18 protein-coding genes and 1 pseudogene are annotated in these 22,021 nt (G+C 43.0%); 12 read left to right on the forward strand and 7 right to left on the reverse strand.

Going from position 1 to position 22,021, the window contains the following annotated elements:
- Positions 1-2: 2 nt before the first annotated feature.
- The gene (locus A7K50_RS10620) at positions 3-431 is read left to right on the forward strand and encodes a methyltransferase domain-containing protein (protein WP_119776119.1); all 429 of its coding nucleotides are present in this window, start codon (positions 3-5) and stop codon (positions 429-431) included.
- A 15-nt stretch (positions 432-446) separates the two neighbouring features.
- Here the strand turns inward: A7K50_RS10620 and A7K50_RS10625 are convergent, their stop codons facing one another.
- Positions 447-848 carry a hypothetical protein gene (locus tag A7K50_RS10625; RefSeq protein WP_119776120.1) on the reverse strand — a complete coding sequence of 134 codons (402 nt, stop codon included), beginning with the start codon at positions 846-848 and terminating at the stop codon, positions 447-449.
- Between the two features lie 509 nt (positions 849-1,357).
- On the opposite strand from A7K50_RS10625, the gene A7K50_RS10630 reads away from it, so the two are divergent.
- Entirely contained in the window at positions 1,358-1,918 is a 561-nt protein-coding gene (locus A7K50_RS10630; protein ID WP_119776122.1) for a hypothetical protein, read from the forward strand.
- Between the two features lie 151 nt (positions 1,919-2,069).
- Here the strand turns inward: A7K50_RS10630 and A7K50_RS14370 are convergent, their stop codons facing one another.
- A complete protein-coding gene (locus A7K50_RS14370; RefSeq protein ID WP_243103719.1) occupies positions 2,070-2,534 on the reverse strand; it encodes a hypothetical protein in 465 nt (154 codons plus the stop codon).
- 105 nt (positions 2,535-2,639) lie between these two features.
- Between A7K50_RS14370 and A7K50_RS10635 the strand changes: the two genes are divergently transcribed.
- The 3 genes from A7K50_RS10635 (at position 2,640) to A7K50_RS10645 (ending at position 7,105) form a co-directional block, all read left to right on the forward strand.
- Complete coding sequence (locus A7K50_RS10635) at positions 2,640-4,088, forward strand: cell wall-binding repeat-containing protein (RefSeq protein ID WP_243103720.1); 1,449 nt, start codon at positions 2,640-2,642, stop codon at positions 4,086-4,088.
- Positions 4,089-4,497: 409 nt separating this feature from the next.
- Positions 4,498-5,448, forward strand: a complete 951-nt coding sequence (msrB, locus tag A7K50_RS10640; RefSeq protein WP_119776124.1) for a peptide-methionine (R)-S-oxide reductase MsrB — start codon at positions 4,498-4,500, stop codon at positions 5,446-5,448.
- 148 nt (positions 5,449-5,596) lie between these two features.
- Positions 5,597-7,105 carry a cell wall-binding repeat-containing protein gene (locus tag A7K50_RS10645; protein ID WP_119776126.1) on the forward strand — a complete coding sequence of 503 codons (1,509 nt, stop codon included), beginning with the start codon at positions 5,597-5,599 and terminating at the stop codon, positions 7,103-7,105.
- A gap of 8 nt (positions 7,106-7,113) precedes the next feature.
- On the opposite strand, the gene helD is transcribed toward A7K50_RS10645, so the two are convergent.
- Positions 7,114-9,375, reverse strand: coding sequence for an RNA polymerase recycling motor HelD (gene helD, locus A7K50_RS10650; RefSeq protein WP_119776127.1), 2,262 nt, complete (start codon positions 9,373-9,375; stop codon positions 7,114-7,116).
- A 665-nt stretch (positions 9,376-10,040) separates the two neighbouring features.
- Between helD and A7K50_RS10655 the strand changes: the two genes are divergently transcribed.
- A complete protein-coding gene (locus A7K50_RS10655) occupies positions 10,041-10,760 on the forward strand; it encodes a hypothetical protein (protein ID WP_119776129.1) in 720 nt (239 codons plus the stop codon).
- A gap of 591 nt (positions 10,761-11,351) precedes the next feature.
- Here the strand turns inward: A7K50_RS10655 and A7K50_RS10660 are convergent.
- From A7K50_RS10660 to A7K50_RS10670, 3 genes and pseudogenes are all read right to left on the reverse strand, one after another.
- A pseudogene (locus A7K50_RS10660) lies at positions 11,352-11,468 on the reverse strand (DUF3102 domain-containing protein); the annotation flags it as partial.
- 441 nt (positions 11,469-11,909) lie between these two features.
- Positions 11,910-12,845, reverse strand: coding sequence for an NAD(P)/FAD-dependent oxidoreductase (locus A7K50_RS10665; RefSeq protein ID WP_119776131.1), 936 nt, complete (start codon positions 12,843-12,845; stop codon positions 11,910-11,912).
- Positions 12,846-13,062: 217 nt separating this feature from the next.
- Positions 13,063-13,578, reverse strand: coding sequence for an SLOG family protein (locus tag A7K50_RS10670; protein ID WP_243103721.1), 516 nt, complete (start codon positions 13,576-13,578; stop codon positions 13,063-13,065).
- A 181-nt stretch (positions 13,579-13,759) separates the two neighbouring features.
- On the opposite strand from A7K50_RS10670, the gene A7K50_RS10675 reads away from it, so the two are divergent.
- Positions 13,760-13,990 (forward strand): helix-turn-helix transcriptional regulator, encoded by a 231-nt coding sequence (locus A7K50_RS10675; RefSeq protein WP_119776133.1) that lies wholly within the window; start codon positions 13,760-13,762, stop codon positions 13,988-13,990.
- On the opposite strand, the gene A7K50_RS10680 is transcribed toward A7K50_RS10675, so the two are convergent.
- A complete protein-coding gene (locus A7K50_RS10680) occupies positions 13,976-14,239 on the reverse strand; it encodes a hypothetical protein (RefSeq protein WP_119776135.1) in 264 nt (87 codons plus the stop codon). The two genes, A7K50_RS10675 and A7K50_RS10680, sit on opposite strands and share 15 nt — an antisense overlap.
- 148 nt (positions 14,240-14,387) lie before the next feature.
- On the opposite strand from A7K50_RS10680, the gene A7K50_RS10685 reads away from it, so the two are divergent.
- From A7K50_RS10685 to A7K50_RS10705, 5 genes are all read left to right on the forward strand, one after another.
- Positions 14,388-14,591, forward strand: coding sequence for a helix-turn-helix transcriptional regulator (locus A7K50_RS10685; protein ID WP_199698289.1), 204 nt, complete (start codon positions 14,388-14,390; stop codon positions 14,589-14,591).
- A 224-nt stretch (positions 14,592-14,815) separates the two neighbouring features.
- Positions 14,816-15,562: an NERD domain-containing protein gene (locus tag A7K50_RS10690; RefSeq protein WP_119776138.1), complete on the forward strand. Its 747-nt coding sequence runs from the start codon at positions 14,816-14,818 to the stop codon at positions 15,560-15,562.
- 57 nt (positions 15,563-15,619) lie between these two features.
- The gene (locus tag A7K50_RS10695; protein WP_119776139.1) at positions 15,620-18,757 is read left to right on the forward strand and encodes a DEAD/DEAH box helicase; all 3,138 of its coding nucleotides are present in this window, start codon (positions 15,620-15,622) and stop codon (positions 18,755-18,757) included.
- Position 18,758: 1 nt separating this feature from the next.
- Positions 18,759-19,169: a (deoxy)nucleoside triphosphate pyrophosphohydrolase gene (locus A7K50_RS10700; RefSeq protein WP_243103722.1), complete on the forward strand. Its 411-nt coding sequence runs from the start codon at positions 18,759-18,761 to the stop codon at positions 19,167-19,169.
- Positions 19,170-19,296: 127 nt separating this feature from the next.
- Positions 19,297-21,900, forward strand: a complete 2,604-nt coding sequence (locus A7K50_RS10705) for a DEAD/DEAH box helicase (protein WP_119776141.1) — start codon at positions 19,297-19,299, stop codon at positions 21,898-21,900.
- Positions 21,901-22,021 lie beyond the last annotated feature (121 nt).

A 22,021-nucleotide genomic window follows, 5' to 3' on the forward strand; every position in this document is an offset into this window, starting at 1 on the left:
TTATGAACAGCAAACAGTTAAAATTTGAAAATCCCGCAAGACTGGACGAGTTAAAACCGTTTGAAACCTTGCAAAAAATCGGGTTGGAGGAAGGCTACTTTGTGTGCGATATCGGAGCCGGTACCGGAATTTTTACTTTGCCGGCTGCCAGAATCACCAAAAACAAAGTTTATGCGCTTGATATTAATGAGGAAATGCTGGCAATTATCCGGGGGAAAATAGAAACTGAAAGCATCAGCAATGTCGAGCTCATGAAAGTCAAAGATGACCATTTACCCCTCCACGACAATGTAATTGACATTGCCCTGATGGTCACGGTTCTTCATGAAATAGAAGATAAAGCAAGCTTTCTAAAAGAAGTTAAAAGAATCCTGAAAAAAGGCGGTAAGATCTCAAAAAATGACTCATACCCGTCCATATCAGGCATATAGCACCAGCGGTAATTTCTACTTTTCCCCGCCGTTCGGCGATATTTTTAATAAAATCATAACCGCTGGGATAGTGGTTGAACACCAATAATTCTGCCTGCGGCTTCTGCGGCTGCGCTTGTGCGTCAGTGGAATCGCGGCTGCAGGACAGGTAAGTAAAATAAAGGTCTTCCGTCGGGTTGTTGACCATAAACTCAATGATCCATTCGGTGTCTGCTTTAAGAATTTTACCGGGATCAGGCACCAGATTGTCAAGCATCTCAACTCCGCCCAAACAGCCTTACCGTTTTCCGAATATCCTTCCTCTGCAGGATCACTATCGAGTTCTTGGAAATAATACCCTTTGATATGAGCTTTCCATTTATCTTTACCGTCTGTGGTTTTACCCTTTTCCAGCCCGGTTATTTTGTAAATTATCATACCATGAGTGTCAAACCCGCGAAAAAGACATATTTTCCATCCTTAAATTGCGGCCCGTACCAACTCAGCGTATAACGCACATCTACCTTTTCTCAAGGCCCTTGGTTTTGATACCCCAGACAGTCCGACCTTTATTCTTTTCCGGGTAGTCAATGGGGAGGCCCATTTCTGGACCTGGGGGGACAATCTTAAGGAAGCGGACATACCGAGAATCAAATTCTAGACCGTTATACCTTAAGCGCATGTCAAGGCCACCCCAGAGATAATCTGCAGTTCATCATGATGGGTACTATTTGATACGACAAGGAGCGAATTGGGAGAGTTGGTCTACCAATTTAAATATCAACATAATTATGGTAAACTTAAGGAAATAATGAAATTAGTTATTCCTTTCCTGGATACTTGGAGTGTGATTAAGTCAGTAAATGCGATTTTACCGGTACCCTCTTCAAAAAAAATATTAATCATATTTATGTTCTGGCAATGACAAAAACCAAGGGGTGAATTCCGTGAAAATTTTTATAGGCGGGCCTAGAGCCCTGAAGGTTATCGATAGAAATGTTGATGAAGGGCTCAAAAAAATAATGAAACAGAATGACACCGTCTTGGTTGGTGATGCAAATGGTATGGATCGAGCAATCCAACAGTTTTTTTTCGAACATCGCTACAGAGATGTATTTGTTTATGCCAGTCAGGGTAAAGCCAGAAATAACGTAGGAGATTGGCCGATTCAAGGCGTTAAGGTCCCAGATAAAGTCAAAGGTTTCGACTTTTATGCAGCTAAAGATAAGACAATGGCCGAAAATGCCGATTATGGATTTATGATATGGAATGGAAAAAGTAAAGGGACCTTAAACAACATTATCAATCTTACGAAGCAGAATAAAAAGGTTTTACTTTATTATACTCCGCACAAAAAATTTTATATGATCAGTGAAATCACTGCGGTTGAGAAATTGGCAGCTGCTTGCGGGGAAGAAATAAACCGATTATTCTTAAGTCTGTCATCCAAGAAGAGCGAAGTTATCACGGATACAGCCTTGGAGCAAATGACACTCTATAATGGATAGATACCCCCGTTGTCAAAGCTACGGTCGGGAACCATCATAATTATGCCTTGAAACCAGGCATGCTCTCAGGACAGCTTATCCGGAGTATTTTATAAAATCAGCGCAAAGAATCCTAGTAAATCTGAGAGGAGAACAGGGATTGGCAAAGAGACTATGGGTTGTTATTTTGACGCTGGCGCTGGTGCTGGTGTGTTGGCAGGCGCCGACGGCCTGGGCCGACGCAAGCCCGGTGGTGAGCGCCGACAAGTCCGTCAGTATTGCCGGTCAATCCGCCACCATTAAGGCGGTGCGCGCCGATCTGAATGATCCCAATATCCGTGTGCTTTCTGTGCCGGCAGGCAAAGTCGGCGATGTTAAGCCCTTCGAGCAGATCATCGGCAGCATAGACCAAAACAAGTATGAGGTGTTGGCGGCAGTCAACGGCGCGTTCTTTGAGGCCTACAATGAAGGCAAGAAGCCCATAAATGGAACGTTGGTACATAACGGGGCGACGATGCACTATGAAACCAGCAGCATGATCGGTTTCGGCAGCGCCGGCGAAGCGCAGCTCGACAGGGTGGCTTTCAGGCAGTACGTTTATGTTGACGTTGCCGGCGGCAATTATCTCTATAAACAACTCTTTTACTTGCGTAACTGGAACGTCATCAGGCCAGCCGGCTACACGGGTTATCGCGAGGCGATCATCACCCCGGATTACGGTACGGAAACCGGGGACACAGATATGGTCTGTGTGGTGGTACGCAATGTTAAAGATGTGACGGGTAGCGTTTATACAGCGGGCGGTGCGAAAGTTCTGCAGAAAGGTACGGTTACAGCTATCAGCCAGGGCAATACGGCCATTCCGGCTGATGGATTTTTATTGCTGATGCCGACTAGCAGTGCCTACCGCCAGCTATTCCATGTTGGATCGACGATTGATTTTGTGCGGCAAGTATGGAATAGCCGCACCAATACGGATGATACGGCCGACTGGATCAATTTGACCAACATCACCGGCTGCGGCCCGAGCCTCGTCTTGGATGGACAGGTGACTGCCGATCCGGCCGGCGAGGGCTGGAACGACCCGAAACTCACCACGGCTGCCGGCAATCGTTCGTTCATCGGGCTGACGGCCGACAAACAATTGGTTTTCGGTACCACGCCGGGTCTTACGATCAAAAATCTGGCCCAGGTTGCCCGAGCGTATAACCTGACAGACGCCATGAATTTAGACGGCGGCGCCTCCAGCGCCCTGTGGCTGGGCGGCAGGACCATAACGCCCGCCGGGCGGGAGCTTTCCAATATCATCGCCGTTGTACGGCTGAAAGTTTCCGAGCCGGCCATGCCGGCGAGTGGAATCACTGCGGACAGAACTATTAACGGGGGCAGTACGCCGGCTACCTCGGTAAAAGTGTCCCAAGAAGGATGGCTAAAGGCTGATTCAGTGGTTGTCGTCCCCGGAGAAAACAACCATTTGATCGACGCCCTGGCAGCAGCACCCTTGGCCGGCCAGGAGCAGGCACCGATCCTTATGGTGGAAGGCGGCGTCCCGACAGCCGAAGTGATTGGTGAGATAAAAAGGCTGGGAGCAAAAAGAGCCTACTGCATCGGCTTTCAAGCGGATGTCGTGTCGGAGAAATTGAAGGCAGCCATCCCCGGTCTCGAAGCAAAAGTGTTACAGGGGAAAGGGCGCGCGGAAACCGCGAACCTGGTAGGAGACGAAATTGCTGATCCACATGGGATATTCCTTGTAGGTTTTGATGCTCTGGCTGACGCCGTGAGCGCCGGGCCCTACGCGGCGGCCAACGGGTGGCTTATCCGCATAGCAGACGGAGCCGGCGTCTATCATCCCGAAGCTTGGAGTTTACTCAAGGCCGGACTAGACGCCAACAATTTGGTTATCTTGGGCGGCACATCCAGAGTCCAGGATACAGAGGGATTCCGCCGTATGTCCGGCCAGGATCGCTACGTAACCAACCGGGATTTTAACGAGAAGATGGGGCTTAAGACCAGCAAGGTTTACTTTGCTGACGGCTACGCTTTGGCCGGGGCCCTGATGGTTGCACCGCTGGCTGCTCAGGACAATTGCCCGGTTGTCCTGGCGGAAAAAAATGATCCGAACCAAGCCAGGTTTCCCGCCGGAGTCACCAACGACGCAACCGTTATCGGTATCGGCCCGCCTGCCCGTTAACCTGGGAGATCGCTGATCATGCATATCAATAAAAAAACGAGTTCCTACATTTTTCATTAGGAACTCGTTTTTACTCACTTAAGGTTTGACTGTATGAAATTAGCATCATTTTTCATCACGCCCCTTTTTAGGAGATTTTTTTGAGGACATTCTTTGGCTCAGAAGCTTTTAAAGATTCAAGCCCAACTGATTCAAGAATTTCTTCAATGATATTAATTTGTTTCTTGTTCAAACGCACACCTCCCCTCGTAAAACTAAATAATACCATGAAATAAAAGATTTGGCAATAAAAATTTTATATTGAATATAATATCATCAATCTTAGCATCATAAAAATAGGGGATGGTGAGCTCGGTTCATCATCCCTAAATAATAGAATTAAGCCATTCTGATATCATGGAGGTCTGTTATGTCCGAGATTTATCTTGCAGGCGGATGTTTTTGGGGTATGGAAAAATATATTGCGTCTATTCGCGGGGTCCGTACCACGCAAGTGGGCTATGCCAATGGCAAGACCGCGAACCCGACCTATGAGGATGTGTGTCAGCGTGGCAGCGGACATGCCGAGACGGTCTATGTAGACTATGATCCGGAGATTGTGCCGCTGGAATTCTTGCTGGAATTATATTATCAGGCGATTGATCCGGTCTCACTTAACCGGCAGGGCGGCGACAAGGGGACGCAATACCGTACCGGGATTTATTTTGCGGATATTAATGATCTGCCGGTGATAGAACGGTCCCTGGCCAAGCTGCAAAAAAACTACGATAAACCTGTCGTGATCGAGGTAAAAGCAATCGAGAACTTCTGTCCGGCGGAAGCGTACCACCAAAAATATCTGGACAAAAACCCGGATGGCTATTGTCACATCGGCAAGGATCAATTCACGAAGGTGGCAGGGGCCATTATCAACCCAGCTGATTATCAGGCGCCGGATCCTGGCAGGCTGCGCCAAACCCTGACCGGAACGCAGTACGAAGTGACGCAGAATAATGCCACCGAGCCGCCGTTTCATAACGCGTTCTGGGACACTTTCCGGCCGGGTATTTATGTGGATATTACGACAGGTGAGCCGCTTTTTGCCTCCTCGGATAAATTTGAATCAGGCTGCGGCTGGCCGAGCTTTACCAGGCCTATCGATCCGAATGTGGTCAGGGAGAAGACCGATACTTCCCATAGCATGCTGCGGACCGAGGTCAGGAGCCGTGCCGGTAATGCCCATCTGGGGCACGTGTTTGCTGATGGGCCAAGGCAATCCGGCGGTCTGAGGTACTGTATCAACAGCGCCTCACTGCGGTTTGTGCCCAAAGAAGATATGGAGCGGGAAGGATACGGAAATTTAATTGGACGCGTGAAGTAATAGATTGCTATGATGAATATCTATCAAGTGATTATCCTCTGCAGTACATTTTACCAGTAATTTCAGAAGGAAATAATACTTGATTCAATCTATAATTCTTCTTGTAGTTTATTTTTGCCTTAAACATTTTTAAATTGGAGGAAGAAGAATGAAGTTTCGAAAAAATTGGCTGAAATTTTTGCTGTCTATTGCACTGGTTATCACAATCACAATTGCCGCAATACCTTTACAAGCTTACGCTGTTCAGGCGGTAGAAAGTAAAAGACTTGCTGGGGATAACAGGACATTAACTGCGATTGAGATCTCGAAGGAAGGATGGCCTTCAGGTTCAAATGCCGTTATCCTGGTTCGTGATAATAATTTTCCGGACGCTTTAGCCGGCGCTGTACTGGCGGCAGCTTATGATGCTCCGATTCTTTTAACGAACAGCAAAACCTTAACGCCCGATACAGCAACTGAACTGGAACGTCTCCAAGCGCAAACGGTCTTTATCCTTGGCGGTACCGGTGCTGTATCTACAGCCATTGAAGAAGGTCTGTCCGCTGAATATACGGTTCATCGTATCGCAGGCGATAATCGTTATGAGACTTCGGCGAATATCGCCAAGTATCTGCAAGAGAATCAAAAACTCAGGACGAATAAGGCTGTCATCGCATATGCCCAGAATTTCCCTGATGCTTTGGCGGTCTCTTCCTGGGCAGCGCAAAACGGAGTGCCCATTTTACTGACAGAAACCAATACGCTGCCTGATGCGACGGCTGATGTGTTAACAGATCTGCAAATATCCGATACGATTATTACCGGCGGGACCAGCGTCATCAGTGCGCAAGTGGAATTCGGACTTCCGAATCCAACCCGTTATGGCGGAAATAATCGATATGAAACAGCGATCAACTTGATCACAGGCCTTGGCCAAGCTACGGATACAATCTTTGTTGCTACAGGGACCAACTTTCCCGATGCTTTAGCAGGTTCCGCGTTAGCAGCCAAGCAGGGGAAAGCTATTCTGCTTGTTGGCAACGGCATTGACCTTTCCGTACAAACCTTTTTAACAGGTAAAGTAGGGCAAATCAATAAAATCTATTCTGTCGGTGGTACCAGTGTTGTGAAACCGCTTGCGTTAAACCAGATATATTCTTGTATTATTCTGGAGCAGCCCGGGGAAGCATTTGCCAACGCTTTGGATGCTATCAAAGTGATGGATCAGGATACAGCTGACCGGTATTTCAGCTATGATCATTTCAATGATTATGATGAGACTGCCGATATAACGATCACAGATGAAGATATTGCCTTGCTTTTTGCAAAACTTGATTACAACATCGTATCTTCAGAAATTAACGGTGATACGGCGACCGTTACGGCAGAAATTAGCAATACCGATTTCGCGGCCGTCCTGGATGCTTATATCGATGCCGTTGTCCGATTTGGGGTTGAACAGGCGTTGCTGCCTGAAGCGGAACAATTGAGTGATGAAGAAGCAGAAAAAGTGATCATGCAACTCTTATTTGACGCCATTGCAAACGAGGACCAGACAACAACGACCACAATTGAAGTGAATCTAGTGAAGAATAATAATAGCTGGACGATTAGCATGAATGATCAATTAGCAGATGCGATCATGGGCGGATTTATCAGTGCTTTTGAACGAATTTAATTGTCTTATTATAAAAGCCGGCTGATCTCCCCGGTATAAAACAGGTTCAATCGATGCAGCGCCCGCGTACAGGCAATATATAAAAGGTTTTGATCATCAGCGCTGTGATAATGCGCCTGATCGGCCTCGCAGATCAGTACGGCGTCAAATTCCAGGCCTTTGGCCAGATAGACCGGGATCAGGAATACGCCGCTTAAATTAAATTGAACATCACCTTTTAGCAGCTGAAGATCGCTTTGGTCCTTGAGCTGCTCAAATAAGGCAAGGGCGTCGTGTTCCGTTTTACAGATTAACCCGATGGATTCGTAACCCATTTCCCGGCAGGTTTTAATTTCCGCAAGCAGGAGAGCAGTCAGAGCCGCCCGGTCCGGCGCCGCAAACACGGCAGGCGCATCTCCCGATCTCCCGAAAGGATGAAGCTTAATGCTTTGGTCAAGAAACCTGGCGCTGTACGCCAAGATCTCCTTGGTGGAGCGGAAGCTTTTGTCCAAAGTCACCAGCGTCGATTTAGGCTTAGCGAATATCTTGCTAATCTGTTCATAGCGGGCTGAATCAACACGTTTCCCTATGGTCTGATGAATATCGCCCAGGATGGTATAATGCGCTTTGGGAAACAGACCGTGAAGTATTTCGAAATGCAGGGGATCATAATCCTGGGCTTCATCGACCACTACCTGCTTGATATCGCGGTAAGCCGTATATCCTTTGGTATGGATATGGAGAAAAGTAAGGGCCAGGGCGTCATCATAAAGCAAACCGTCCTTTTGCAGGTTTTCCCTGGTATAATCCAAAATCTCTTCCATACAATCAGGCAGCTCCAGACCTTCGGCTAAATGATAAAAATAGCTTTTATCGCTGAACAGCTTCCGGTAAAGCTCCTGACAATCCAGCTCGGTAAACTTTCGTATCTTCTTCAGCAAGGCGGCGCTTTCCAGAATGGATAACCGCCGGGCTACTTCTTCCCATTCAAATTCATGCTCGGGCTTGGCCCGAATAAACTTTTCCAACTTTTCCAGACGGCTGGGACGCAGTTCGCGGACGATTTGCAGAATCGATGCTTCCAATTGCTTTAAATGCACACTTAGCAGGAATTCCTGACCGCCCTTCAGGATCTTCGTTTTCAGCAATTGCCGGCTGGCGACGACCTTTCCGTCATAATAAATATCAGTAAACGGCAGCCAGCGATAAGGCAAGTCTCGAATGAAACGTCTTAAAATTTCAGCAAACAGGCCGGAGCCTTTAAAGGCCATGCTGCGTTTGGCGAGCTTCATGTCGTTATAACTAAGCGCTCGGTCATTTTGGCCGGGGGAGAACAGGCCTTCCCAATATTGATTCCTGCTTTGGATAGAACCACTCTGCAAAACTTTGCCGAATATTTCTTCAAAGACCAGCGATTGGACATGCTTTTCGCCCAGCTCAGGCAAAACATTGGCGATGTACTGTTCAAACAAGGCGTTGGGAGAAATAATCACAATCTCATTGGAAGCCAGCTTGGCCGCCAGCCCCTGGTACATCAGATAAGCCGCGCGGTGCAGCGCCACCGAAGTTTTGCCGCTTCCCGCAGCTCCCTGGACCATCAGCAAATCCATTTCCAGATCGCGGATCACCATGTCCTGATCTTTCTGGATGGTTTCAACGATGGTTTTCATTTTAGGGGAAGCATTCCGGGAAAGCAGTTCGCGCAGGAATTCGTCAATGATTTGAATATCGGCATCGAAGAAATATTGCAGTTTGCCATCCTTGATCTCGTATTGGCGTTTTAAATGGACCTCTCCCGTTATTTTACCGCCGGGAGACTCATAGAACGCTTTCCCCGGGCCAAAGCGGTAAAAAACACTGGCGATGGGAGATCTCCAGTCATACACAACCATTTCCTGGGTTAGGCCGTTTTGCAGCGAAGACCGCCCGATATAAATATTCTCAAAGGCTTCCTCGCCCTCGAACTGAAAATCGATCCGCGCAAAGTAGGGGGAATAGAGCAATCTTTTTAAAGCCAGGATCTTAGCGGCATTACGTTCAGAATCCGACACCCGTTCCAACACTGGATTGGCGTACTGACTCGACTCGACAAGCTCATGAAAATTCTCCATATTCCAAAGACCGGAGACGGAGCGGGAAGTATCTTCCCACATACCTAATTTAGCGGCAATAATGGCCTCTTTATTTTCTTCGCTCTCTTGCAGCGCACAGTCTAATTGTTCCCGGGCGAGAGCCATCACCTGCTCCAGGCGTCTGATTTCAAAATCTTGATCAAGGCGGTCCCGTTCCAAAAGTTTACCCCCCTAAGTTTGGCTTAAGTTTGATAAGTTCTATCTTACACAAAATATAGGATAATTATAAGAATATGATTAGAGAAATATTTTTGGTATAATTAATGTAGAGAGGAGCCTGCGGTTAACAAAATTTTACATATAACTATGTATTTTAACTTAAATATGGTATATAATATAAGCAAAGAGGAATCATGCTGAAGACACGATTCCTCACAACAGCCGCTTTAAGGGCGGTCGGTTAATGGATAACGGAAATGACCGTCAACCACTGTGAAGGGGCGGTCTATTTCTTTTTATTGAACGAAAGTATCAAAACCACCAATGTCCCAAAGGATATCATCAGTGTTAATGTTTGATATACTTCCATGGCATCACCTCCTCTCCGGAGGGAATGCCGACCGCCCTGCACGCCATCTGTTGCAGGGTTATTATAACATAGAATGGTAAAATAATCCATATGATAAATCGTCGTATATTATTTCCAACTTGGTATAATGGAAATGCAAGTTGGGTCACTAGAGTGATTGTTGGTGGGCTGAAGGGGTGGGTATTGCGAGCGGCATCTGTTTATGACAGGTGCTTATTTCTTTGAGCATCTTACCAACTTATCATAATCTTCGGGTATAATATAGGAAAGAGTTACATGATTGGAGGGAGGAAGCATGAGTCATCTTCTTGATTTTGTCTATATTTATCTTTGTGTCTTCCTGGTCATATTCATAGGTTTGACCCTGCTGCGGCTCTATTCTTTTATGAACCCTCTGCAGCTTATGGCAAAAGGGGACTATGCACAGGCAATTGAAAAAATGAAAAAGACGATGAACACCTCGGCTTACAAGCGCAACCCCAAATTAAAAAACCCCATGGTATATAATATTGCCAACTGTCATAACCGCGCTGGGGATTTGCACCGTTCCCTCGCCGTATTGGATGAAATCAAACTGGAAGACATCAAGGACAACAAACTTTTGTATTGTTATCACTGCCTTTATGCAATCAATTTGCTGCTGTTAGAACAAGAATTGGAAAACGCCGGCGAGATGCTGGATAAGGCTCGAGAACTTTATGATAACAATGAATTACAGCCCCTTCTGGCTTTGCGTGAAAGCTGCCGCGGAGATTTCCAAGCGGCGCTAGAATACGTCCGAAACTATCAGCCGCCGCAAAGCAAAAAAAAGACTGTCCTCAGTTTGAGAGAAACGACACTGATCTATGATGCTTTTATTCTAGAAGTAGAAAACAATTACTTTATCGGTCTGGCTTATCTGAAAGCCGGCAAGCAGGAACTGGCAGCGCCGTATTTGCAAAAAGCGGCAGCGTGGAAGATAAAGAATTATTATTCCGCTAAAGCGCGGGAAGCGTTGGGGGAGGAAGCATCATGACTTATGAAATTCTGGCAAAGGAAAAGCACAAGTACAAGTACCGTATAAGTATGTTTTAACAAAATTTAACATATGACTATGTATTTTAACTTCAATATGGTATATAATATAACCAAAGAGGAATCATGCAGTAACATGATTCCCCGCAACAGCCGCCTTAGGGGCGGTCGGCAGATGAATACGGATAGACCGTTATCCATGTGAGTTGGGGCGGTCTATTTCCGTTTGTGGAAAGAAAGTATCAAAACCACCAATGTTCCGAAGGATATCATCAGTGTGAGTGTTTGATATACTTCCATGGCATCACCTCCTTTCCGGAGGGAATGCCGACCGCCCTTCACGCCATCTGTTGCAGGGTTATTATAACATAAATTACCATAATAAACCATATATTGACAGAAAAGATGCTGCACATAACTTGCAGCATCTTTTTGCAATCTTACACTTCGCAACGAATGGACAAAAAAATTCTATAAGGAAGAATAATCCTATGCAACCCAAATGCTTGAAATGGCCCTTGAGTATGCCAAGTCTTTGGGCATTACGAAGATATTGACCGACTCAAAATTTTACACGGATGGAAGGCCAATCGATAAACTCATTCCGTTCCTCCTCCGGAAGCCCGAGAAGGATGAGGGCCTGGGTGTAGTTCAAATTCGCCATCGCCGGCGAATTTGGACTGCCGTCATCTTCGGATGAGACGAGCTGTTGACATCATATGGGATAAGCCTGACAAGCGTGACAAAAGGTTTGTAACCTTAAAGGCAAAGAGCTCACCCTATATAAAATTTGAACACTTTATGATAGACAAATCATATAATAATATTGGGTCATAGAAGTCATTGGTAGTTGTATCAATCATAAGCAGGAATCCGGCTGCCTAGAACAGCTGGATTCCTGCTTATTTTCGAGTGGATTCATCTGAACAACCCTTGGATTTCTTGGTATGGATAACCAAAGAGGAATCATGCTGAAGATATGATTCCCCACAACAGCCGCTTTAAGGGCGGTCGGCTTTTGTACACGGAATAGACCGTTATACATTGCAGATTGGCGGTCTATTTCCTTTTATATATGTATTGCCGAACGTTGATCAGGTATATAAATAAGAACTAGTCAGTTTGTTGTGCAATAGCCCTTAACCCGTCATCAATCCTGTTGAAGCAGGTCGATGGCTCGTTTATATCCTGAAATCATCGCATAAGATATTCCTTCTCCAGTTATGAAATCGGTACAAAAAGCACAATCTCCAATGCATAGATCATTGACTTCGATCTCCAAATTGGGGGGGACCGCACCAATGATCCCACCTTTTGCAACCCTGTCATAAGACAAGATGTTAAAATTTTGTGCCACAAAACCTTTCATAAAAGTGCTATATTGGGCTTTTAAATTGACTGCCTTTTCATTGCTCCAAGAACCAATATTCCATAAGCGGTTCCCAAGCGGAAATGCCCAGGAGTACCCTGCAAATTGCTCCTCTGAATCAAATACAAAATAAAAGGCATCGTCCGACAAATCCGTATTGGCAACAACCCTGCTGGATATTCCAGCGGGTAAATATTTAAGGTTATGACTCCCTTTACCCATTAGGCGATGAATTTTATATCCAGCAGCAGCTCCTGCCGCAATAACAATATCCCGTCCCCAAGCATTACCCCAAAAATACCCGTCGTCTGTGTGACTGATTTCCATGCCATCTGCACCGAATCTGATTTCACATCCTGCCTTTACAGCTTGCTCCAGTAAAATATCGGCTAGCGTATCTCTGGATAACCCAATACCATATTCAGTACTTGCCTCGTTTTCCTGATCTTTTGACTTATGGATCGTGTTTGGATGTATCGCTATATTGTAGTGTACAGGATGACCCCCTGCTCGAATTAACAGTTCCGGTGAAATATTCAATGCTTCCAACACCTTGACACATCTGCTGGAGATTCCATCTCCGCATACCTTCCCGTGCAAATTAAGCTTTTTTTCCAGAATCAAGCATTTTTTATGAGCTAATGCCAAAGTCCTGCCACAAATCAGCCCTGCCGGCCCAGCTCCGATAATAATGATATCATATTTCTCAATAAACATTTTTTACCTCCAAAAAATGGATTCTAATATTAAATTCACTAAAGTAATCCATTAACCTTCTTTGCCCAGAATTTTAAAGTGATCAAGATTTCGTTCTTTCCTTGACAGCAATTATAATTTCAAGAAGAATTTATCAAGAAAACTGGCGATATATTCGGTGATATAAATGGCAAATTAAAAAGCGGACAATATATGCTTTGTCCAGCTTAAGTGTTACCTAGGAATTCGGATCAATGATGACCAATTCGATCTTCTTCGCTTGGGCCCGGTTCACGGTATACATCGTTCCTCCAAGTTTCCCGTCGAACACCGCGATCAGCCGCCGCGAGTGGTCGACGATATAGCGATTCCGGTCCAGATAACAGCGCGGATAATACTTACGGCTGATATAGGTCTCGATATCGCACTGGGATAAGAGGTCATAGAACTTGTCCCGGTCTTTTTGTGTCCAGTTTTCAGCCTGAGCTTCGCAAGCCAGGGCTGCCTCCAGGGTGATTTGTGGATAAAGCGTACGTAATACTAGAACCGCTTCGGCGAAATAAGTATCCGAACCCAGAGCAAAGCCACAGATGAAGTGGGTGTAGCCGTCATGAATGGCTGCTTCGACAGCGTCGCGAATTAACGCTTTTAAGCGCAGGCAGGCGGGATGCTTTTCATTGTTGGGGAAAGGGAGCTTAGATGGACGATAGCCGGTGAAGCCGCAGGTTCTTGGTATTTTGATCAGAAGAATCACTCCCTATGTTTACTGATACAGAAATAAAATAACCTTAGGAGTAATTATATCATAATAATTACTCCTAAGGTATATAAAATTACGATAAAGGTTATATTATTTTCGAATTATATGATTTTATTACGCTTATTGATACAATCAAGCCAAATAGAGAATGTCGATAGAGTGGAGTGAGTTCCGCATGGTCAGAATCAAACTATCCGAACTGCTCGGAAAACATAAAATGAATCAGAAGACATTAGCATCGCTTACTGGCATCAGGCCGGCGACCATATCCAAGATGTACTATGAAGAGACAAAGCGAATTGAGATTGACCAGATTAATCAAATTTGTGATGTGTTTCAATGCAGGATCGAAGATTTGTTGGAATATGTGCCGGATAACAAGGCGGAAACTTCAATAAACAAGTGACTCAATGATGAGTTTCATTGCATCCCTGAAGCCTTTCTGATAACAGATTTCAGACGTAATTGATCCGATACATCCTGATGTTGCTTCAATGTTTTCGACTAAAACTCTTTGCCCATCACTTATGCCTGTTTTTATTAATTTGTTCCATGATTCTTTGCTCTTATCCAAATACTTATGGTACTCGTTGTTATTTCTGATCAATTCATTAACGTTTTCTTCGTGATTATTGATGAGGTCAATGATAGACATAATTTATCACCTCACAGAAAAGTTTAATATGTTATACCTAAGTATAACATATTAAACCATACGATTCAATATACATATTAAACTTTTGTTTACTAGGGTAAACAATTTACTGTATAATTTTGATAAGGTTCACTGAGAGGTGGTTATTATTATGATAAGCTATAAGCCTTTGTTAAAATTATTAATCGATAGAAACCTGAAAAAAGGCGAACTTATGGAATTAGCTAAGGTATCAAAGGCAACGATAGCACGGCTTAATACAAATAAATATGTATCGCTTGAAGTCATAGATAAGCTATGTGCGGTTTTGAACTGTCAACCGGGAGACTTAATAGAATACATAGCCGATTAAATTGAAAAGGACGAAAAGGTGTAGCCGTATACATTAAGTGTACGGCTATTTTTAATTGGAAAAGACAAATTATATCTTTTCCCTTAATTACGTCAGGTGTCATAAACTTTTTTATTTTAATGGGAAAAATAAACAGGAACTGAAGGGAATAAGGAGAATTATATCTCATATGGTGAATTTAACCAAACTAGATAGAAAATGAAGTCGATAATTAGGAGAAAAGCATGGCCTCAATCTTTATCAATTTCTGGTACCTATGGTTATTTATTATTCTCGTCTTTGTTTACCGATTATTTAGGCCTAAGATCAAAGGGATACTTGGAGAGAAAACCATATCGGTCATCTTATCCAGACTAGATGCCAATAAGTACAAAATTATTAATGATCTGATGCTTAATCATTCAGGGAAGACGTCCCAGATTGATCACGTGATTGTGTCCAATTTTGGGGTATTTGTGATTGAAACCAAAAACTTTAAGGGTTGGATTGTCGGAGATGAGCATGCCGAATATTGGACCCAGGTGATTTATAAGCGGAAGGAAAAACTTTATAATCCACTAAGACAAAATTATGGCCATATCCAGGCATTAAAAGAGAATTTACACGCGTATGACAGCATCAATTATATTCCCATTGTCGTTTTCTCGGTTAAGGCCGATCTCAAAGTCAAAACTGAGGCAGATCTTATCTATTCTGTTAAACTGCTAAAAACAATAAAGAAATACAGTACGGAAACGATCAACAATGAACAAGTGGAAACAATCTATAACAGATTGCAAGCGTTAAACCTTAAGGATAAAGATATTCGATCGCAGCATGTCAATGAAATTAAGAATACTCAAATCACAAAAGCTCAGATGATCGCTGCCAATACCTGCCCAAGGTGTGGCGGGGAACTGGTCATTCGCAAAGGGAAGAATGGAACGTTTAAAGGATGCAGCAATTATCCGAAGTGTAAGTTTACGGTTTGATGAGCGTGCTTATATACTTAGCTAAGTGACAATGTATCACCATACAGGAGACAACCCATGCTAAAGCCCGGTCTCTATGAACAACTGATCAACAAACTTCTTCGTCAAGAACTTTCGACATCCATGGGAAAGGTCATTCAGGCATTGCCAATCGATCAGGAAGAAGCCCCAAGAATACTTTCCAAATACCTGGCTGAAGTCCTGGAAGCCGTTCTGTCCAATGTCAAAGATAATGGCGGCAGTATTAGAGACCAAGTGGCGCTGGTCAATCATATTGTTGCGCTTGTATCTGATCATACTGCCCAAGAAAGTCTCGCTGCGTTATCAGTCGATGAAAAGGCTGAACAGCTATTCGCTTTATTCGATAAAGAAAACAGCGCATTTGCTTTGAATGACAAGACAGAGTTCGTGCGCCCTGTTACGTCTCTCGCCGCTAGCTCCTTATTTACTGGTTCAGTCCGGGAACCTAGCATGTATTCCGAACTAAAAAGGGAAATTCTATCCTGTGACCGAATCGATATGCTCGTTTCCTTTATTAAATGGAGCGGGCTTCGTTTGCTTATAGAGGAAATAAAACAATTCGCGCAAAGCGGTGGCAAGCTTAGAGTCATTACGACTTCTTATATGGGGGCGACTGATATAAAAGCGATCGCCGAACTTGCGGAATTACCAAACACCGAGATAAAAATATCATACGATACCAAGCGGACCCGGCTACATGCGAAAACGTATGTCTTTTACCGCCAGACGGGCTTCACCACAGCCTATATCGGTTCATCTAATCTTTCCAATGCCGCCCTTTCCAGCGGTCTGGAATGGAATGTGAAAGCAACCGCCAAAGATATGCCCGATACGATCACAAAGATTGAAGCGACCTTTGAGAGCTATTGGTATGCGCGGGAGTTTGAAACGTACAGCCCAGATCAGAAATCCCGTCTGACCAAGGCATTGAAGCAAGAGCGTTATCAGGAAAAAGAGGACGTGGTTTCTTATTACTTTGATTTGACACCTTTTTCTTTTCAGCAGGAAATTCTGGATAAGCTCGTGGTGGAAAGAAGTGTTCGCGGACATTACCGTAATCTAATCGTAGCAGCGACCGGAACTGGAAAAACAGTCATCTCGGCCTTTGATTACCTGCGGTTTCGTAAGGAGAACAAAGGAAAACCCTGCCGCCTGTTATTCGTCGCGCACCGGGAGGAAATTTTAAAACAGAGCATGGCTTGTTTCCGGGGCGTCTTAAAAGATCCGAATTTCGGCGAACTGTTTGTTGGCGGTTACCAGCCAACGAAAATCGATCACCTATTTATTTCGATTCAAACGCTGAATTCCAAAGAACTGACCGAACACACGTCAGCGGATTTTTATGATTATGTAATTGTCGACGAGTTCCACCATGCTGCGGCGCCAAGCTATCACCAATTGATGTCCTATTACCGGCCGCAGATCTTACTCGGGCTGACGGCAACGCCGGAACGTATGGACGGGAAGGATATTCTGGCTTATTTCGACCGGAGAATTGCCGCTGAAATCCGTCTGCCGGAAGCGATTGAACGCAAACTCTTATCTCCTTTTCAATATTTTGGGGTGACAGATACGGTTGATTTAGAAAGCCTGAAATGGACTCGGGGCGGGTATGAGAAAAGTGAACTTTCTAAGATTTATACCGGTAACGATATCCGCACCATGATGATCCTGAAAGCCCTGATCAAATATGTCACGGATTTGGAAGACGTGAAGGGGTTAGGCTTTTGTGTCTCGAAGGAACATGCTGCGTATATGGCAGATAGTTTTAACCGTTCCCATATTCCCTCGATTTCATTGATCTCGGATTCCAGTGATGAAGAACGGAACACCGCTAAAAAGAAATTAGTTAGCGGCGAAATACGGTTTATCTTTGTCGTGGATTTATATAACGAAGGGGTCGACATTCCCGAGATTAATACGGTTCTTTTCTTGCGCCCAACGGAGAGTCTCACCATTTTCCTGCAGCAGCTTGGGAGGGGTTTGCGACTGGCTGAGAATAAGGACTGTCTGACCGTTCTCGATTTTATAGGTCTTGCCAATAAGAAATACAATTTTGAAGAGAAATTTGCCGCGCTCTTAGGTAACACGACCCGAAATATCCAGCGTGAAGTCAAGGAAGGGTTTACCTCTTTGCCCAAAGGCTGTTTTATTCAGCTGGAACGCAAGGCAAGGGAATATATCCTGGACAATATTCGCAGTTCTTACGGTAATAAGAATATAGGGATGATTACGCGACTGGCCAGTTTTACGGAAGATACCGGCGTAGAATTAAACCTGGCTAATTTCTTGGAGCATGCGCATATCGGTATTAAAACGCTTTATGCGAGAGGGTCTTTTTCCCGGCTCTGTGTGATGGCAGGGGTTCGGGATGATTTTGAAGAGGAACAGGAAAATATATTGACCAAAGCATTCGGCCGGATCTGCGCCATGGATTCCCGAAGGTGGATTCGATTTCTGCTCGAGGTACTGCCGGAGATGGAAGTATTTGATGAAGCGGACTTCTCGGATTTAGAGAAGCGGATGCTGCAGATGTTCCATTTTACAGTCTGGCAGAAATCAGTGGAAGATTGCGGGTTTTCATCTCTCAATGAGGGTCTATTGCTCTTGAAAAGTAATCCGGTATTGTTTGAGGAGTTATTGGAGATCTTGCGCTACAACTATGACAAGATTGATTTTCTGGATAGGCCGGTGAACCTGGGATTTGACTGTCCATTAGATTTGCACTGTACCTATACCCGGGATCAAATCATGGTGGCTTACGATTTCCTGAAACCGGCGACCGTTCGCGAGGGAGTCAAGTACTTACCGGATAAGAGAGCGGATATTTTCTTTATTACCCTCAATAAATCGGATAAGGACTACTCACCGACCACCCTGTATCATGATTATTCGATCAATGACCGATTGTTCCACTGGCAGAGCCAGAGCACGACATCGGAAGAGTCGACGACGGGTCAGCGTTATATCCATCATCAAGAAAATGGCAACAAAGTACTGCTATTTGTACGGGAATATAAAGCGGATGCCATAGGAGCAGCGCCCTATACGTTTCTCGGGTTAGCTGATTATGTCAAACATGAGGGAAGCAGGCCGATGAATATTATCTGGCGGCTTCATGAGCCGATCCCGGCGAAGTTCATTAATAAGACGAATAAATTGATTGTGGGTTGAGATGATGGATGAAATGATGGATCAGAAAAAAATAACGCAAGTCACCGCAGCGATCTTGAGACAGGATGATAAGATTTTAATTTGTCAGCGTGACAATACGGGCAGCTGTCCGCTGCTTTGGGAATTTCCAGGAGGGAAGCAGGAGATTGGGGAGAGCTTGGAGGAATGTCTGGTTCGGGAATGTCAGGAGGAACTCGGTATTACGATTCAGGTTGGTGAGGTGTTTGCGGAGAGTCGGTATACGTATGGGGAGAAAGAGATGTGCTTTACTTTCTTTGAGAGCCGGATTATTGAGGGGGAGCTGCAAAGAATAGTTCACTGGGATATACGATGGGTGAGGGCGGAGGAATTGGGACTGTATGAGTTTTGTCCGGCGGATGTTGAGGTGGCGGAGAGGTTGAGGAGATTATGAAATGATTATGCTTTTGAGATTCTAGTAAGATTTCATTCTTGAAGAGGGCATTATGTCTAAAATGGAAAGTTTATTATTTTATTAATCTGTTAATAAAATTTCTTTAAAAAATTTGAGGGGTATTTATATGAGTGAATCGTTTAAATTTGTTACACCCAAAAAAATAAAAATAATTGAAAAAGATCCAGAATCTATATTTCATGAATTACAAATACCAAGTGTAAAAGGGCTTTGGTCTCAACAAGCTGATATTTTAAGAGATTATTATTCCAATAATCGCGATAAAGAAAATATAGCTCTTGAGTTGCCAACAGGTACAGGAAAGACATTAGTTGGATTATTAATCGCCGAGTATAGAAGAAGGTGCAAAGAAAATAGAGTACTATACCTATGCCCAACAAGACAGTTGGCGAATCAAGTTTTTATTAAAGCTAAGGAATATGGAATATCTGCATGTTTACTGATAGGACCACAGGCACATTACTCTGAAAGTGATTATGGTAATTATTTAAGAGGAAGAGCAATAGCTATAACAACTTATAGTGCAATTTTTAATACAAACCCAAGATTGGATGATGCTAATACAATTATCTTCGATGATGCACATTCAGCAGAAAATTATATTTCTTCATTATGGACTTTAAATATTAAACGAAAGGACAATAAAAACTTATTTGAGAACATAATTAAACTATTTGAAGATGATATTTCAGATTATCATTATAATCGGATTATGCATGATGATTACGACCATTACATCCCTATCTACGATCTAATTCCTTATCCTAAGTTTTTGTTTAAAAAAGTTGACCTCATCTCTTTGATAGAAGCAAACGTAGAAGATTGTGGGAATGCTAAATATGCTTGGTCTATGATCTGTAATAACATCGAAGCTTGTCAAATGTTTTTCTCCTGGGGAGAGATTAATATCCGCCCATTAATACCTCCTACGTTAACACATTATGCTTTTAAAAATGCTTCCCAAAGAGTATTTATGTCAGCAACACTTGGAGATGGAGGTGAACTTGAGCGAATTACAGGAATAAGGGAGCTTAAAAAAATACCTATTCCAAAAGGATGGGAAAAATACAGTAATGGAAGAAGACTCATCCTATTTCCTAATTTAAAATTTACTTCAAATCAAGCAATTCTTATTGCTATTAATGCAATATCAAAACAAAAAAAGGCATTAGTATTATGTCCTGATAATAGCAGAGCCCAAGTTTTTAAAGATTTAGTTAATGCAGCCTTACCAGAATATCAGATATTGGAATCAAGGGACATTGAAGACAGTTTAGAAACTTTTTTACATAACGAAAAAGTAGTTTTAATATTAACCAATAGATACGATGGTATAGACTTATCAGGAGATATTTGCCGATTACTTATTATATTTGGGATGCCTCAAGCGACAAACCTTCAAGAAGGATTTTTATGGAATAGGTTGGGGGCAAATTCCATTTTAAATGAATTAGTTAAGACTCGCATTACTCAGGCATTAGGTAGATGTACAAGATCGAGCGATGATTTTGCTAATGTCCTGATGATAGATCCTGACCTTGTTAAATTTTGTGCAAAAAAGGAAAATATTGAAGCCTTTCATTCGGAGATTCAAGCAGAAATTGAATTTGGTTTAACTAATTCTGAAAAAATGGATTCAGCTGAACAAATGGTTGATTTTATGTATAACTTTATAAATAATAAGGAATATTTCTCGGCTATTAATGATGCAATTAATGGTATAAGAGATGAATACGATAAAGTAGTGAGAAAAGAAACCATTAAATTAACATCAAGTGTTAGTAATGAAGTCGATTTTACATATGCACTCTGGAAAAATGAATTAGAAAGAGCTCTTGAAAAGGCCAAAGCTATAATTGATTCATTAAGTGGAGGCAAAGAAATCGCCGGATACCGGGCATGGTGGTTTTATTTAGCTGGAAATTGTGCTTATCTTGCTAATGGTAAAATTAATATTGATGAAAGGTTAGCGAGGGAATATTATACCTCTGCGCTTAGTATTTCTAGTGCAATGACATGGTTGACAAACCTAGTAAGCCACGTTCCAACTAAAGACGATTTACTAAAGTCAGATCGTTATTTAGCTATTCAAGCAGAGAATATTGAAAATATAGTTTCCGAGCTCGGAATACTGGGCGTAAAATTTGAGAAGCAAATGACAGAATTTCTGGAATCGCTAAATAATGATGATGCTAAAATTTTTGAAAAAGGATTAGAATTGTTAGGAAAATACCTCGGATTTGACTCAACTAAGCCTAAAGGGGATGGGACTCCTGACGGGATTTGGCAACTAGATAATATAATTTATGGATTTGAAGCAAAAACTGAAGAAAAAAAGGATGCCCCGATTTCTATAGATAATTGTCGTCAGGCATCTGGTCATATTAATTGGATTAAAGAAAAGAGAGATATCAAAAGTGACACACAAATTACTGTAATTATTATTAGTCCTAAAGATAAGATACACGAAGATGCCATACCACAATCTAGAGATCTTTTTCATAAAAATGTTGAAGAAATACGTCTATTAGGATCACTAACTACACAACTTTTAAGAAAAATAAGAAGTCTACTAGTAAAAGACCATGGTTCCACTCTGTTTTCCAGGGAACAAATTTGTTTAATTTTAACTGAGGAAAGACTATCCTATCAGGATATAGGGCAGAAACTAACGGACAATCCTTTAAGTGAAATAAAAGCTTCAAAATAATTTATTTTGTAATTATAGAAAGATTGTTTTCGCTTGATTAAAAGGGATCGTTAGTTCAATCTAAGAAACAGAAAGATAAACATTATAGAAACAGAGATAAGATATTACTATGAAGTTTTAA

This window comes from Dehalobacter sp. MCB1 (assembly GCF_003590275.1).
GTDB lineage: Bacteria > Bacillota > Desulfitobacteriia > Desulfitobacteriales > Syntrophobotulaceae > Dehalobacter.

Excerpts from the sequence above, each read along its gene's own strand:
- A7K50_RS10680 (WP_119776135.1), bottom strand. The coding sequence starts at position 14,239 with ATGTCTATCATTGACCTCATCAATAATCACGAAGAAAACGTTAATGAA.
- A7K50_RS10675 (WP_119776133.1), top strand. The coding sequence starts at position 13,760 with ATGGTCAGAATCAAACTATCCGAACTGCTCGGAAAACATAAAATGAAT.
- A7K50_RS10655 (WP_119776129.1), top strand. The coding sequence starts at position 10,041 with ATGAGTCATCTTCTTGATTTTGTCTATATTTATCTTTGTGTCTTCCTG.
- A7K50_RS10665 (WP_119776131.1), bottom strand. The coding sequence starts at position 12,845 with ATGTTTATTGAGAAATATGATATCATTATTATCGGAGCTGGGCCGGCA.
- A7K50_RS10700 (WP_243103722.1), top strand. The coding sequence starts at position 18,759 with ATGATGGATGAAATGATGGATCAGAAAAAAATAACGCAAGTCACCGCA.
- A7K50_RS10635 (WP_243103720.1), top strand. The coding sequence starts at position 2,640 with ATGGTCTGTGTGGTGGTACGCAATGTTAAAGATGTGACGGGTAGCGTT.
- A7K50_RS10690 (WP_119776138.1), top strand. The coding sequence starts at position 14,816 with ATGGCCTCAATCTTTATCAATTTCTGGTACCTATGGTTATTTATTATT.
- A7K50_RS10625 (WP_119776120.1), bottom strand. The coding sequence starts at position 848 with ATGATAATTTACAAAATAACCGGGCTGGAAAAGGGTAAAACCACAGAC.
- A7K50_RS10705 (WP_119776141.1), top strand. The coding sequence starts at position 19,297 with ATGAGTGAATCGTTTAAATTTGTTACACCCAAAAAAATAAAAATAATT.
- msrB (WP_119776124.1), top strand. The coding sequence starts at position 4,498 with ATGTCCGAGATTTATCTTGCAGGCGGATGTTTTTGGGGTATGGAAAAA.
- A7K50_RS10620 (WP_119776119.1), top strand. The coding sequence starts at position 3 with ATGAACAGCAAACAGTTAAAATTTGAAAATCCCGCAAGACTGGACGAG.
- A7K50_RS10695 (WP_119776139.1), top strand. The coding sequence starts at position 15,620 with ATGCTAAAGCCCGGTCTCTATGAACAACTGATCAACAAACTTCTTCGT.
- A7K50_RS10645 (WP_119776126.1), top strand. The coding sequence starts at position 5,597 with ATGAAGTTTCGAAAAAATTGGCTGAAATTTTTGCTGTCTATTGCACTG.